General features: G+C 66.7%; 12 protein-coding genes and 1 pseudogene. 11 read left to right on the top strand and 2 right to left on the bottom strand.

The window, feature by feature from the left end:
• Positions 1-12: 12 nt before the first annotated feature.
• From GBO37_RS20645 to cysE, 10 genes and pseudogenes are all read left to right on the top strand, one after another.
• A complete protein-coding gene (locus GBO37_RS20645; RefSeq protein ID WP_045999351.1) occupies positions 13-426 on the top strand; it encodes a phage major tail protein, TP901-1 family in 414 nt (137 codons plus the stop codon).
• Positions 426-740 (top strand): gene transfer agent family protein, encoded by a 315-nt coding sequence (locus tag GBO37_RS20640; protein ID WP_252930647.1) that lies wholly within the window; start codon positions 426-428, stop codon positions 738-740. The genes GBO37_RS20645 and GBO37_RS20640 overlap by 1 nt, the downstream gene beginning before the upstream one ends.
• Complete coding sequence (locus GBO37_RS20635) at positions 737-991, top strand: rcc01693 family protein (RefSeq protein WP_252930646.1); 255 nt, start codon at positions 737-739, stop codon at positions 989-991. Before GBO37_RS20640 ends, GBO37_RS20635 begins: the two co-directional genes overlap by 4 nt.
• Positions 978-1,622 carry a phage tail tape measure protein gene (locus GBO37_RS20630; RefSeq protein WP_252930645.1) on the top strand — a complete coding sequence of 215 codons (645 nt, stop codon included), beginning with the start codon at positions 978-980 and terminating at the stop codon, positions 1,620-1,622. Before GBO37_RS20635 ends, GBO37_RS20630 begins: the two co-directional genes overlap by 14 nt.
• A gap of 13 nt (positions 1,623-1,635) precedes the next feature.
• Positions 1,636-2,268, top strand: a complete 633-nt coding sequence (locus GBO37_RS20625; RefSeq protein ID WP_127898342.1) for a DUF2460 domain-containing protein — start codon at positions 1,636-1,638, stop codon at positions 2,266-2,268.
• Complete coding sequence (locus GBO37_RS20620; protein ID WP_252930644.1) at positions 2,265-3,098, top strand: DUF2163 domain-containing protein; 834 nt, start codon at positions 2,265-2,267, stop codon at positions 3,096-3,098. The genes GBO37_RS20625 and GBO37_RS20620 overlap by 4 nt, the downstream gene beginning before the upstream one ends.
• Entirely contained in the window at positions 3,091-3,516 is a 426-nt protein-coding gene (locus GBO37_RS20615; RefSeq protein WP_127898344.1) for an NlpC/P60 family protein, read from the top strand. The genes GBO37_RS20620 and GBO37_RS20615 overlap by 8 nt, the downstream gene beginning before the upstream one ends.
• Before the next feature lie 24 nt (positions 3,517-3,540).
• Positions 3,541-7,340: pseudogene (locus GBO37_RS20610) on the top strand (glycoside hydrolase/phage tail family protein).
• Entirely contained in the window at positions 7,330-8,040 is a 711-nt protein-coding gene (locus tag GBO37_RS20605) for a DUF2793 domain-containing protein (RefSeq protein ID WP_252930643.1), read from the top strand. The pseudogene GBO37_RS20610 and the gene GBO37_RS20605 overlap by 11 nt, the downstream one beginning before the upstream one ends.
• Before the next feature lie 77 nt (positions 8,041-8,117).
• Positions 8,118-8,945, top strand: coding sequence for a serine O-acetyltransferase (gene cysE, locus GBO37_RS20600; protein WP_371927660.1), 828 nt, complete (start codon positions 8,118-8,120; stop codon positions 8,943-8,945).
• Positions 8,946-8,947: 2 nt separating this feature from the next.
• Here the strand turns inward: cysE and GBO37_RS20595 are convergent, their stop codons facing one another.
• Both GBO37_RS20595 and GBO37_RS20590 read right to left on the bottom strand, forming a co-directional pair.
• Positions 8,948-10,000 (bottom strand): quinone-dependent dihydroorotate dehydrogenase, encoded by a 1,053-nt coding sequence (locus tag GBO37_RS20595; protein WP_252930641.1) that lies wholly within the window; start codon positions 9,998-10,000, stop codon positions 8,948-8,950.
• Positions 9,997-10,332: a DUF952 domain-containing protein gene (locus tag GBO37_RS20590; protein WP_139597533.1), complete on the bottom strand. Its 336-nt coding sequence runs from the start codon at positions 10,330-10,332 to the stop codon at positions 9,997-9,999. Before GBO37_RS20590 ends, GBO37_RS20595 begins: the two co-directional genes overlap by 4 nt.
• Before the next feature lie 141 nt (positions 10,333-10,473).
• Here GBO37_RS20590 and GBO37_RS20585 point away from each other — a divergent pair, with 141 nt between their 5' ends.
• Positions 10,474-12,075: a bifunctional UDP-sugar hydrolase/5'-nucleotidase gene (locus GBO37_RS20585; protein ID WP_252930640.1), complete on the top strand. Its 1,602-nt coding sequence runs from the start codon at positions 10,474-10,476 to the stop codon at positions 12,073-12,075.
• The last annotated feature ends 83 nt before the right edge of the window (positions 12,076-12,158 follow it).

Here is a 12,158-nt window from a genome sequence, read left to right as displayed (position 1 = left end):
GGAGATGGGATAATGGCAGTGCAAAGCGGACGTGATCTGCTGATCAAGATGGACATGTCGGGCAACGGCACGTTCGAGACCGTGGCGGGCCTGCGTGCGACGCGCCTGTCCTTCAACGCCGACACCGTCGACGTGACCAGCATGGACAGCGCCGGTGGCTGGCGCGAGCTGTTGGGCGGTGCCGGCGTGCGCAGCGCGTCGATCGCCGGATCCGGCGTGTTCCGCGACGCGGCCACCGACGGGCGCGCCCGCCAAGCGTTCTTTGACAGCGAAATCCCGTTGTTCCAGGTCATCATCCCCGATTTCGGCACCGTGGAGGGCCGGTTCCAGATCACAGGCCTGGAGTACGCGGGCAGCCACGACGGAGAGGCGACCTATGAGATGTCGCTGGCTTCGGCAGGGGCACTGACCTTCGTGGCGCTGTGATGGCCAACCCGATGCGCGGCGAGGTGTCGCTGATGCTGGATGGCCGGCCGCATGTCGCGCGCCTGACCCTGGGCGCCCTGGCCGAACTGGAGGCGCAGCTTGAGGCGGACGGGTTGACCGGGCTGGTCGCCCGTCTTGACGCCGGGCATTTCTCCAGCCGCGAGATCCTGGCCGTGCTGGTGGCCGGGCTGCGCGGCGGCGGCTGGACGGGGCAGGCGGGTGATCTGACGGCGGTGCAGATCGACGGTGGTCCGCTGGAGGCCGCCCGCGTTGCCGCCCGCCTGCTGGCCTTGGCCTTTCGGGCGCCTGGATGACCGGGCGCGCCGGGGGGCTGGACTGGGCGGGCCTGATGCGGGCGGGCCTGCAGGGGCTGCGTCTGCATCCCGATCAGTTCTGGGCACTGACCCCTGCCGAGTTGGGCCTGATGCTGGGCATTGGTCCGACGGCACCCCGCATGACCCGTGACCGGCTGGCCGATCTGGCAGCCCGATATCCCGACGCGCCCGCATCGGCGGGCGTGGTCTTGGCTGAAACGACGGGGGATCATCAAGATGACCACACGTGACGGGACCGGCGCAGCGCTGGACCAACTGGACGACGATCTGGGCCGCAATTCCCGCATGACGCAGGAGTTCCAGGCGGAACTGGGTCGTCTGCGCCAGTCAATGATGTTCACCACGCGCGAGGTCGGTACCCTGTCCTCGGGGCTTGAGCGTGGCTTGGGCCGCGCCATCGACGGTCTGGTCCTGGACGGCGGCAAGCTGTCGGACGCGTTGAAATCGATTGGGCAGTCGCTGGCAGATACCGTCTATGGCATCGCCATGAAGCCCGTCGAGAACGCTTTGGCAGGGTCGATCGCGGGCGGCATCGGCGGGATGCTGGGCGGGGTGATGCCCTTTGCCAAGGGCGGGGCATTCGCCAACGGACGCACCATGGCCGGAGACGTCGTCTCCGGACCAACGGCATTTCCGATGCGCGGCGGTCAGGGGCTGATGGGCGAGGCCGGGCCCGAGGCGATCATGCCGCTGCGGCGCGGTCCCGACGGCAAGCTGGGCGTCGCCGCAGCCGGGGGTGGGGGATCGGTGAACGTGACGTTCAACATCCAGACCCCCGACGTGGCCGGGTTCCAGCGCAGCCAGTCGCAGATCGCGGCGCAGATGTCGCGCGTGCTGGCCCGCGGCGAGCGAAACAGCTGAGAGGAGGTAAAAGATGGCGTTTCACGACGTAAGATTTCCGACGAACCTGTCCTTTGGTGCCATCGGCGGTCCCGAGCGGCGCACCGAGATCGTGGCGCTGGCCAGCGGGTTCGAGGAGCGCAACACACCCTGGACGCATGCGCTTCGCCGCTTTGACGCGGGCATGGGCCTGAGGTCGTTGGACGACCTGTCGGAGGTCATCGCCTTTTTCGAGGCGCGTGCGGGGCAGCTGCACGGGTTTCGGTGGAAGGATTGGTCCGACTACAAGAGTTGTCTGCCGTCAGCGGCCCCGGCATTCGGCGATCAGGTGATCGCGGTCGGGGACGGGCAAACGCGGGTCTTTCCGTTGTCGAAGGCCTATCGATCCGGGGCGACGGTCTATCGTCGGCCCGTGACCAAGCCGGTCCAGGGTTCCGTGCGCGCCGGGATCGGGGGTGCCGAGGTGTTCGTCGGCATCAACTATGCCGTGGACCATGTTGCCGGACGCATCATCTTTGACGAGGCCCCGGAGGCGGGCGCGGACATCTCTGCCGGGTTCGAATTCGACGTTCCGGTGCGCTTCGACACGGACCGGATCGCGGTATCCGTCGCGTCGTTCCAAGCCGGGCAGGTCCCCGACATTCCGGTCGTGGAGGTTCGGGTATGACGACGACGACAGTTGCACGGGCTTGGTCCGTGCGCCGAGCGGATGGTCTGACGCTTGGCTTTACCGATCATGACCAGCGGCTGGTCTTTGGCGGGGTGACCTTCCGCCCTGACCGCGGCCTGACCGCGCGGGCACTGGTTCAGGGAACCGGCCTGTCGGTCGACAACTCCGAGGCGGTCGGGGCGCTGAACGATGATGCGATCACCGAGCGCGACCTGATGGCCGGTCGGTGGGACCAGGCGGAACTGCGCATGTGGGAGGTCGACTGGAGCGATGTCGCCCGTCGCAAGCTGGTGTTTCGCGGGTCTCTGGGCGAGGTCTCGCGTGGGAACGGGGCCTTCCGCGCCGAGCTTCGCGGCCTGTCAGAGGCGCTAAACGCGCCGCAGCGGCGCGTCTATCATCCCCGGTGCAGCGCGCGCCTTGGCGATGGGGCGTGCAGGGTCGACCTGAGCGCGGAAAGTCTGAGCGTGCTGCGCCAGGTTCAGGTTATGGACGATGGACGCGTCTTCACGTTCACCGCATTTCCGGCCTTTGACGCGGCGTGGTTCGATCATGGGCGGCTGGAGGTTCTGTCCGGAGCAGCGCAAGGTCTGCATGGTGCGATCAAGAACGACACTGCACGCCCCGGTGGCCAGAGGATTATCGAGCTGTGGTCCAGTCTGGGCATTCTGCCCGCCTCCGGCGACCAGATCCGACTGACGGCAGGATGCGACAAGGCTGCGGATACGTGTCGGCTGAAGTTTCGCAATCATCTGAACTTTCGCGGGTTTCCTCATCTGCCGTCCGAGGATTGGCTGATGGCGCCTCAGGCAGGACGCCGGAATGGATAGCCCGGTCGTCGATGCCGCCCGGCTGTGGCTGGGCACGCCTTATGTCCATCAGGCCAGCGTCCGGGGCAGTGGCTCGGATTGCCTTGGGCTGATCCGCGGCGTCTGGCGCGACCTGTATGGGGCGGAGCCTGAGGCGCCCCCGGCCTATACCGCCGATTGGGCCGAATGCGGCAGCACCGAAGTGCTGCTGTCCGCGGCCATGCGACACCTGCGTCCGGTCGATGATGCGGACTGGCAGCCAGGGCAGGTGCTGTTGTTTCGGATGCGGCAGGGCGCCATCGCCAAGCACTTGGGCATCCTGTCGGCCGCGGGCGATGCCCCCCGGTTTCTGCATGCCTATACCGGCCACGGTGTCATCGACAGTCCGCTGACCCCTCCGTGGCAATCCAGGATCGTGGCACGGTTCCGCTTTCCCTGACCAATTCGAACGAAGGAGGCCCTTATGGCCACGATTGTCCTGTCTGCCGTGGGTGCGTCGCTTGGCGGAGGTTTCGGGGGGGCGGTCCTTGGGCTGTCGGGTGCCGTTCTGGGCCGTGCGGCAGGAGCCGTCCTGGGTCGTGCCATCGATCAGCGCCTGCTGGGCGGTGGGGCGAAGGCCGTCGAGACGGGCCGGATCGACCGCCTTCGCATCCAGACAGCCGGAGAGGGCATGGCCATCCCCCGGATCTGGGGACAGATGCGCCTGCCCGGGCATGTCATCTGGGCATCCGACCTCGAAGAGGTCACGCGGTCCGAAAGTGCGGGTGGTGGCAAGGGCGCACCCAGCACCCAGGTGACCCAGATAAGCTATCGCCTGTCTGTCGCATTGGCGTTGGCCGAAGGTCCGATCCTGTCGGTGGGCCGGGTCTGGGCCGATGGCGAGGAGATTGCACAGGCGGATCTGAACATGCGGATCTATCGTGGTGGCGAGGCGCAGATGCCGGACCCCGTGATCGCCGCCATCGAAGGCGACGCGGCTCCCGCCTATCGCGGGACGGCCTATGTCGTATTGGAGAACCTGAGCCTGGAGCGGTGGGGCAACCGCATGCCGCAACTGAGCTTTGAGGTGACATGCCCGGCGCGTGACGGCAGCGGCCTATCGCGCGACGTCCGAGCCGTCGCCCTGATCCCCGGCACGGGGGAGTATTCGCTGGCCACGACGCCAGTTACCGAAAGTGGTGACCTGGGCGAAAGCCGCAGCTTCAACACGAACACGCCGATGGGCGGGACCGACTTTCGCGCATCGCTGGATGTCCTGGGGCGCGAACTGCCGAATGTGGGTTCGGTGTCGTTGATCGTGTCCTGGTTCGGCAGCGATCTGCGCATCGGTCAGTGCCGCGTGCAGCCCAAGGTCGAATACCGTCAGGTCGACGGGGCGGAGATGCCGTGGCGCGCGGGTGGCATCGGCCGTGCGGACGCGGCCGAGGTCGCGCGCAAGGATGGACGTCCGATCTATGGCGGCACGCCGTCTGACCGCTCGGTGATCGAGGGGCTCAGGGCGCTGTCGGCGTCGGGGCGCAAGGCGATCTTCTATCCGTTCATCCTGATGGAGCAACTGGGCGGCAACGGATTGACCGACCCTTACGGCGCGACCGAACAGCCTGCCATGCCCTGGCGGGGCCGCATCACGACCAGCGTCGCCCCCGGCCGGGCTGGCACCACCGACGGCACGTCGGCCGCCGTCGATCAGGTGGCCGCGTTCTTCGGATCGGCTGCTCCGCCCATGTCTGCGCGGCGGCGGGCGGTATCGATGCCTTTCTGATCGGGTCCGAGATGGTCGCGATGACCCAGATCCGCGGTCCGGGAAACACCTATCCCGCCGTGGCGGCCCTGCGCCGCCTGGCTGCAGATGTCCGCGGCATCCTTGGGCCGAACGTCAAGATCGGCTATGCCAGCGACTGGTCGGAATATTTCGGCCATCACCCCGGAAACGGAGAGCTGTTCTTTCATCTGGACCCGCTGTGGGCAGACCCGAATATCGATTTCATTGGCATCGACAACTATATGCCGCTGTCCGACTGGCGCGATGGCGACGACCATCTGGATGCGTCCTGGGGTCGGATCGACAATATCGACTATTTGCGCGCCAATGTCGCGGGAGGAGAGGGGTACGATTGGTTCTATGCCAGCGACGCCGACCGTCTGGCGCAGAACCGCACGCCCATCACGGACGGTGCCTATGACGAGGCCTGGGTCTGGCGTTACAAGGACCTGACGGGCTGGTGGCAGAACCTGCACTACAACCGCCCCGGTGGTGTGCGGCAGAGAGAAGCGACCGCATGGGTGCCCGGGTCGAAGCCGATCTGGTTCACCGAATTCGGCTGCGCCGCCCTGGACAAGGCGACGAACCAGCCGAACAAGTTCCTGGACGCGATGTCGTCCGAGAGCATGCTGCCGCATTTCTCCAACGGTACGCGGAACGATGCGATCCAGGCCGCCTATGTCGAGGCGACGATGGCGCATTGGCGCGACCCGGCCAACAACCCGGTCAATGCCGATGGCATGCGGATGCTGGACGTGGACCGCGCGCATGTCTGGTGTTGGGACGCGCGGCCCTATCCGGCCTTTCCGGGGCGTGGTGATCTGTGGTCGGACGGTCCTGCGTGGGATCGCGGACACTGGCTGAACGGGCGTGCGGGCGCCGTCACGCTGCGCGCGGTGGTCACGGACATCTGCAAGGGTGCGGGTGTGACGGCCGTTGATGTGTCGAGAATATCAGGCGTGGTGCGGGGCTATGCCCTGCAGGGTTCCGAATCCGGGCGGGCAGCATTGCAGCCCTTGATGCTGGCACATGGGTTTGACGCGGTAGAGCGCGACGGTGTGCTGAAGTTCGTCTCGCGTGACGGACTGGCACGCGCGCAGATCGGGCCCGATGACCTGGCCATCGCCGGCGACGTGACCGGGTTCGAGACCGTCCGTCAGATGGAATCCGCGAACATCGGTCAGTTGCGCCTCAGCCATGTCGCGGCAGGGGGCGACTATGCGGTCGCGACGGCCGAAGCCAGCCTGACGGATATCGACCGTCGCGCCGTGTCCGAAAGCGAACTGGCCATGGTGCTGACACGCCCGGAAGGGCGCGCCATCACCGACCGCTGGATCGCCGAGGCCGAGGTGGCGCGCGATACAGCACGGTTCGCGCTGCCGCCGTCACGTGCGGATCTTGGCCCTGGCGATGTTGTCGTGACGCATATGCCGGGGCAGGAGAGCCGCCGCTGGCGGATCGATCGGGTCGAGCGGGCGGGCGCCATCACGGTCGATGCCGTCAGGGTCGATCCCGGCCTCTACACGCCGCGTCTGGCGCATCAGGATCAGGGCGGTGTCGGCCGGTATCTGCCGCCGATGCCCGTGTTCCCGGTGTTCATGGACCTGCCCCTGCTGCGGGGCGACGAGGTTCCGCATGCCCCGTGGCTGGCGGTCGCGGCCCATCCCTGGCCGGGATCGGTCGCGGTCTATGGCTCCGCCGAGGCCGAGGGCGGGTTCGACCTGAACCTGATGCTGCAACGCCGCGCCCTGATCGGTCGGACGCTGACGCCATTGGGGCGTGCAAGCCCGGGTCTGATCGACCGGGGCGAACCGCTGCGTCTGCGGATGCTTCGCGATCCGTTGCGGTCCGTGAATGAACGCGCGTTGCTGTCGGGTGCGAACGCCATGGCGATCGGGGACGGCAGCCTGACCCGATGGGAGATCATCCAGTTCGCGAACGCAGAGCTGGTGGCGCCGGACACGTGGCAGATCAGCCGCCGCCTGCGTGGGCAGGCCGGCACGGATGCGATCATGCCGGATGTCTGGCCCGCTGGCAGTCTGGTCGTGCTGCTGGATGGCGGCCCCCGCCAGGTCGACCTGCCACCCTCCACTCGCGGCCAGGAGCGGTTCTGGCGGGTGGGTCCGGCCCTGCGGGCGCCGGACGACGCCAGCTACCGCAGCCGTACGACGGTCGCGCCGGGGATCGGGCTGCGGCCCTATGCGCCCTGCCACCTGCGCAAGCAGGACAATGACATCACCTGGATCAGGCGCAGCCGGATCGAGGGTGATGGCTGGGACGGCGCCGACGTTCCGCTTGGCGAGGAATCGGAACGCTACCTGCTGCGCCTGATCCAGGCGGGACAAGTCGTCGCCGAGGCGCAGACGCAGACCCCGTCATGGACCGTCCCCGCGGCGGTCCGCGACCAGTTGCAGCCCGGACAGGTCACGATCGAGGTGGCCCAATTGTCGCAGACCTTCGGGCGCGGCCCCTTTGCAAGGAGAGACTTCAATGCCCAGTGAAACCGCGCGCCTTCAGATGGCCCTGTTGCAGCCCGCGCAGGCCCAGAAGCACGTCACCGTCAACGAGGCGCTGATGCTGCTGGACGGCATGGTGAACCTTGTATTGCAGAGCGTGTCGACGCAGACGCCCCCGGCAACGGTTCTGGATGGCCAGTGCTGGGGCGTTCCCGCGGCGCCCACGGGGGCATGGGTGGGGCAGACGGGGCGCATCGCCGTCGGATCGAACGGCGGGTGGGTCTTTCTGCCGCCGTCCCGCGGCATGCGCGCGTTCGTCGCCGACAGGGGGGTGGAGGCCATTCATGACGGCACTGCCTGGATCGTCGGCGCGATGAGCATGGGAAGCCGCGGGTCGGGCCTGGTCACCGGGATGGCCGAGGGCGAGGTCATCCTGGGCACGGGCAGCAGCACGGTGACCGGGGTCTTCATCCCGGCGGGTGCGCTGGTGATCGGAGCTGTCGGACGGGTTACGGCCACCCTGACCGGTTCGCTGACCGGCTGGCGTCTTGGTACGGCGGGGGCGTTGAACCGCTTTGGTCAGGGCCTTGGCAAGCAGCAGGATTCATGGGCAAGGGGAATGCTTGGCTCGCCCATGGCCTATTACCAGGCCGATCCGCTGATCGTCACGGCCGAGGGCGGCACGTTCACGGGCGGGCGCATCTCTCTGGCGGTGCATTGGCTGGAAATGCGGCTACCGAACTGATCGACCGGGCCCGCCCGTCTTTTCCCGGACCGCATTCTGTCCTATGTAGGAGGTTAGACAGACCGGGCGGGCCCAAGATGAACATGCTGCATACCGAAAAGACACCGCTGTCCCTGGACCGTGATGCGATCTGGGCGCAGCTGCGCGACGAGGGGCGGGCGGCAGCCGCCGCCGAGCCGCTGTTGGGTGCGCTGATCCATGCGGGGCTTTTGCATCACAAGAGCCTTGAGGCAGCACTGGCCTATCGGCTGTCGCTGAAGCTGGCATCGGGCGAGATGAGCGAACAGATCCTGCGCGAGATCGCCGATCATGCCTATGCCAATGCCCCTGAACTGGGGGACGCCGCGCGGGCCGACCTGATGGCGGTCTATGACCGGGATCCGGCGACGCATCGGCTGATCCAGCCGCTGCTGTTCTTCAAGGGGTTCCAGGCGCTTCAGGCCTATCGGATGGCGCATTGGCTGTGGCAGCAGGATCGCAAGGATCTGTCGTACTTCGTCCAGATGCGGTGCTCGGAATGCTTTGGGGTGGACATCCATCCCGCGGCGCGCATCGGCACGGGCATCATGATGGATCACGCCCATTCCATCGTCATCGGTGAGACGGCGACCGTCGGCAACGACGTGTCGATGCTGCATTCCGTGACGCTTGGAGGGACCGGCAAGGAGGATGGCGACCGTCATCCCAAGATCGGCGACGGTGTGCTGATCGGCGCGGGCGCCAAGGTTCTGGGCAACATCCGCGTCGGGCACCATTCGCGGATCGCGGCCGGATCGGTCGTGCTGCACGAGGTCCCGTCCTGCAAGACGGTCGCGGGCGTTCCCGCCCGCGTCATTGGCGACGCAGGTTGCCCCGAACCATCGCACAGCATGAACCAGCTGCTGGGCGCCGGCGACTACAGCTAGGGTCAGTCGGCGCTGGCACTGCCTCTTAAATCGTCGAGGGTGATGCGCTGGCGGGTCAGCCGGTCGTCCAGCGCCTCTGCCAGGCGAGGCGCAATCGACAGTCCCTGATAGATCATGGCCGAATAGATCTGCACCGCCGTGGCGCCGGCTCGCAGCTTCTCCCACACATCGTCCACGCTGGTGATACCACCGACGCCGACAAGCGGCACAGCGCCTTTCGTTTCGCGATACAGCAGGGCAAGGACGCGGGTAGACCGGGCGAACAGGGGTCGGCCGGAAAGCCCGCCAGCCTGTCCGGCATGCGGACCGGTAATGCCGTCACGCGACAGCGTCGTGTTCGTGGCGATGATGCCGTCCAGCTTGGCATTCATGGCGACCGACGCGACCTGCGCGATTTCAGTGTCGGTCAGATCCGGGGCGATCTTGACGAAAACCGGCACGCGCTTCGCCAGGCCGTCACGTGCTGTCAGAACCCGGTCCAGCAAAGCAGCCAGTGCCTCTGCCCCCTGCAGGTCGCGCAGGCGTTCCGTGTTCGGCGAGGAGACGTTGACGGTCACGAAATCCGCTGATTGTCCCGCGACGCGCAGGACCTGGGCAAAGTCCTCGGCCCGGTCCGTGCTGTCCTTGTTGGCGCCCAGGTTCAAACCGACCGGCACGCCCGCGGGACGCGCCGCCAGGCGCCGGCCGATCACGTCCGCACCTTCGTTGTTGAAGCCGAACCGGTTGATGATGGCCCGTTGTTCCGTCAGTCGGAACAGGCGCGGTTTGGGATTGCCCGGTTGCGGGCGCGGTGTGGCGGCCCCGACCTCCAGAAAGCCAAAGCCGGACCGCATCAGGGGGGCAATGACGCGCGCGTTCTTGTCGTATCCCGCGGCAAGGCCAATCGGGTTGGGCAGCGTCATTCCTGCCAGAGACACCTGCAACCTGTCGGATGTCACCGCTCGACCGTGCAGCGGCACCACACCGCGTGCCAGCGCCGCGATCGACAGGTCGTGCGCCCGTTCGGGGTCGATACGGTGCAGCGCGGCAAGTCCCAGCTTTTCGACCACGCTCATGGCGCGATCCCCGTGTCGTGACCCGCGTCGGTCAGGCCAATGGGTCGCGACCATTGCACATCCGCCAGCGTCAATGCCCGGTACAGATGCGGGAACAGCGCCCCGCCGCGCGACGGCTCCCACCGCAGATCGGGCGCCAGGGCGTCCGGATCGCATGACAGCAGGATCAGCCCGTCCTCATTCGCAAAATGCTTGGACAATGTCACCGACAGCTGCTGGGCCGTCGAGAAGTGGATATAGCCGTCGGCCAGATCGACGGGCGCCCCGAGGGTGCGGCCGTCCTGCTGCATCTGGGCCCATTCGGCCGCGCGAAATACCTTGAAGATCTGCATGGCGGCATTTGCCTCCGCCCGGGGCTGCGGGTCAAGACGTCATCGGCCTCCATGCTGCCCAGGGACCTGAAGGTTTGACCCGACCCGTCGGCTGCGCCAAGCTGCCGGGGCCAACCAACAGGGCCACATAGGGAATCAGGGATGACACGACGCCTTCTTGCCGCCGCATCCGCCATCGCGCTGTTCGCAGGAACCGCGCAGGCCGAAACCGTTCTGCACATTCTTCACACGAATGACGTCCACAGCCGGATCGAGCCGATCAGCGACCGCGACAGCACATGCGATGCGGAACAGACCGCCGCGGGCGAATGCTTTGGCGGGATGGCCCGCATCGCCACCAAGATCAAGGAACTGCGCGACCGGATCACGGCCGAGGGCGGGAACGTCATCGTGCTGGATGCAGGCGATCAGTACCAGGGATCGCTGTTCTACACGACCTACAAGGGCACCGAGGTGGTCGAGTTCATGAATGCCATTGGCTATGACGCGATGGCGGTCGGAAACCATGAGTTCGACGATGGCCCCGAGGGTCTGGCGGTACTGACCGACGGCGTCGACTTTCCGGTCCTGTCCAGCAACATCGACGTTTCCCAGTCGAACGTGCTGGCCGACAAGGTCGCTAAGCACACCATCCTGGAGGTCGGCGACCACAAGATCGGCATCGTCTCGGCCCTGGCCATGGACACGCCTGAAACGGCGTCGCCCGGGCCTAATGTCATCTTTCAGGATGACGCCGACAGCCTTGCTGCGGCAGCGGCGGAACTGGCCGATCAGGGCGTCGACAAGGTCATCGCCCTGACCCATGTCGGCTATCTGCGCGATCTGGAACTGGCAGCCGAGGTGCCGGGGATCGATGCGGTTATCGGTGGCCATTCTCACACCCTGCTGGGTGACATGGAAGGCGCGACGGCGGCCTATCCCACCATGGTCGACGGGGCTGACGGCGCGCAGGTGCCTGTGGCGCAGGTTTATGCCTATGGCAAGTATCTGGGCCATCTGACGCTGACCTTCGATGATGCGGGCGTTCTGACGTCGGTCGAGGGCGAGCCCATTCTGCTGGACACCTCGGTTCCCGAGGACGAGGCGATCGCCGCCCGCGTGGCCGAGATGGCCGAACCCATCGCCGCGCTGCGCGAGGAGGTGGTGGCCAGCACCTCGGCGCCGATCAACGGCGACCGGAACGTCTGTCGTGCGCGGGAATGCGAGATGGGCAATCTTGTGGCCGACGCCATGCTGGACCGCGTAGCGGATCAGGGCGTCACCATCGCCATCCAGAACGGTGGCGGACTGCGCGCGTCGATCGACGAGGGCGAGGTGACGATGGGCGAGGTGTATACCGTCCTGCCGTTCCAGAACGTCTTGGCAACCTTTCAGCTGACTGGTGCCGATGTCGTCGCCGCACTGGAGAACGGCGCTAGCCAGTACGAGGAGGCCGCAGGCCGTTTCGCGCAGGTGGCGGGACTGAAATACACCGTCGATCCTGCTGCTGAACCGGGCGCGCGCATCAGCGAGGTGATGGTCCAGCAGGATGGCGAATGGGTGCCCATTGATCCTGTTGCGACCTATGGCGTTGCCACCAACAACTACATGCGCGGGGGCGGCGACGGGTACGAGATCTTCGCGACGGGCGGCCAGAACGCCTATGATTTCGGACCCGATCTGGCCGAAGTGGTGGCGGATTATCTGGGCGCGCGTCAGGAGGGCTATGCCCCCTATGTCGATGGCCGCATCACCGTGAAATGACGCCAAGGGGTGCCGGGCCGTGGGTCCGGCACCCCCTTTTTGCGGTCCGCGTGCTTGGCGCGGGCGCCGCCTTGCGCTAATCG

It is taken from the genome of Paracoccus sp. 08 (assembly GCF_024105395.1).
GTDB lineage: Bacteria > Pseudomonadota > Alphaproteobacteria > Rhodobacterales > Rhodobacteraceae > Paracoccus > Paracoccus marcusii.
This window is presented reverse-complemented; position numbering and strand designations above follow the sequence as displayed.

Coding starts and splice junctions, on each gene's coding strand:
- GBO37_RS20605 (WP_252930643.1), top strand. CDS start 7,330: ATGCCCAGTGAAACCGCGCGCCTTCAGATGGCCCTGTTGCAGCCCGCG.
- GBO37_RS20635 (WP_252930646.1), top strand. CDS start 737: ATGACCGGGCGCGCCGGGGGGCTGGACTGGGCGGGCCTGATGCGGGCG.
- GBO37_RS20620 (WP_252930644.1), top strand. CDS start 2,265: ATGACGACGACGACAGTTGCACGGGCTTGGTCCGTGCGCCGAGCGGAT.
- GBO37_RS20595 (WP_252930641.1), bottom strand. CDS start 10,000: ATGAGCGTGGTCGAAAAGCTGGGACTTGCCGCGCTGCACCGTATCGAC.
- GBO37_RS20625 (WP_127898342.1), top strand. CDS start 1,636: ATGGCGTTTCACGACGTAAGATTTCCGACGAACCTGTCCTTTGGTGCC.
- GBO37_RS20640 (WP_252930647.1), top strand. CDS start 426: ATGGCCAACCCGATGCGCGGCGAGGTGTCGCTGATGCTGGATGGCCGG.
- GBO37_RS20590 (WP_139597533.1), bottom strand. CDS start 10,332: ATGCAGATCTTCAAGGTATTTCGCGCGGCCGAATGGGCCCAGATGCAG.
- GBO37_RS20615 (WP_127898344.1), top strand. CDS start 3,091: ATGGATAGCCCGGTCGTCGATGCCGCCCGGCTGTGGCTGGGCACGCCT.
- GBO37_RS20645 (WP_045999351.1), top strand. CDS start 13: ATGGCAGTGCAAAGCGGACGTGATCTGCTGATCAAGATGGACATGTCG.
- GBO37_RS20630 (WP_252930645.1), top strand. CDS start 978: ATGACCACACGTGACGGGACCGGCGCAGCGCTGGACCAACTGGACGAC.
- GBO37_RS20585 (WP_252930640.1), top strand. CDS start 10,474: ATGACACGACGCCTTCTTGCCGCCGCATCCGCCATCGCGCTGTTCGCA.
- cysE (WP_371927660.1), top strand. CDS start 8,118: ATGAACATGCTGCATACCGAAAAGACACCGCTGTCCCTGGACCGTGAT.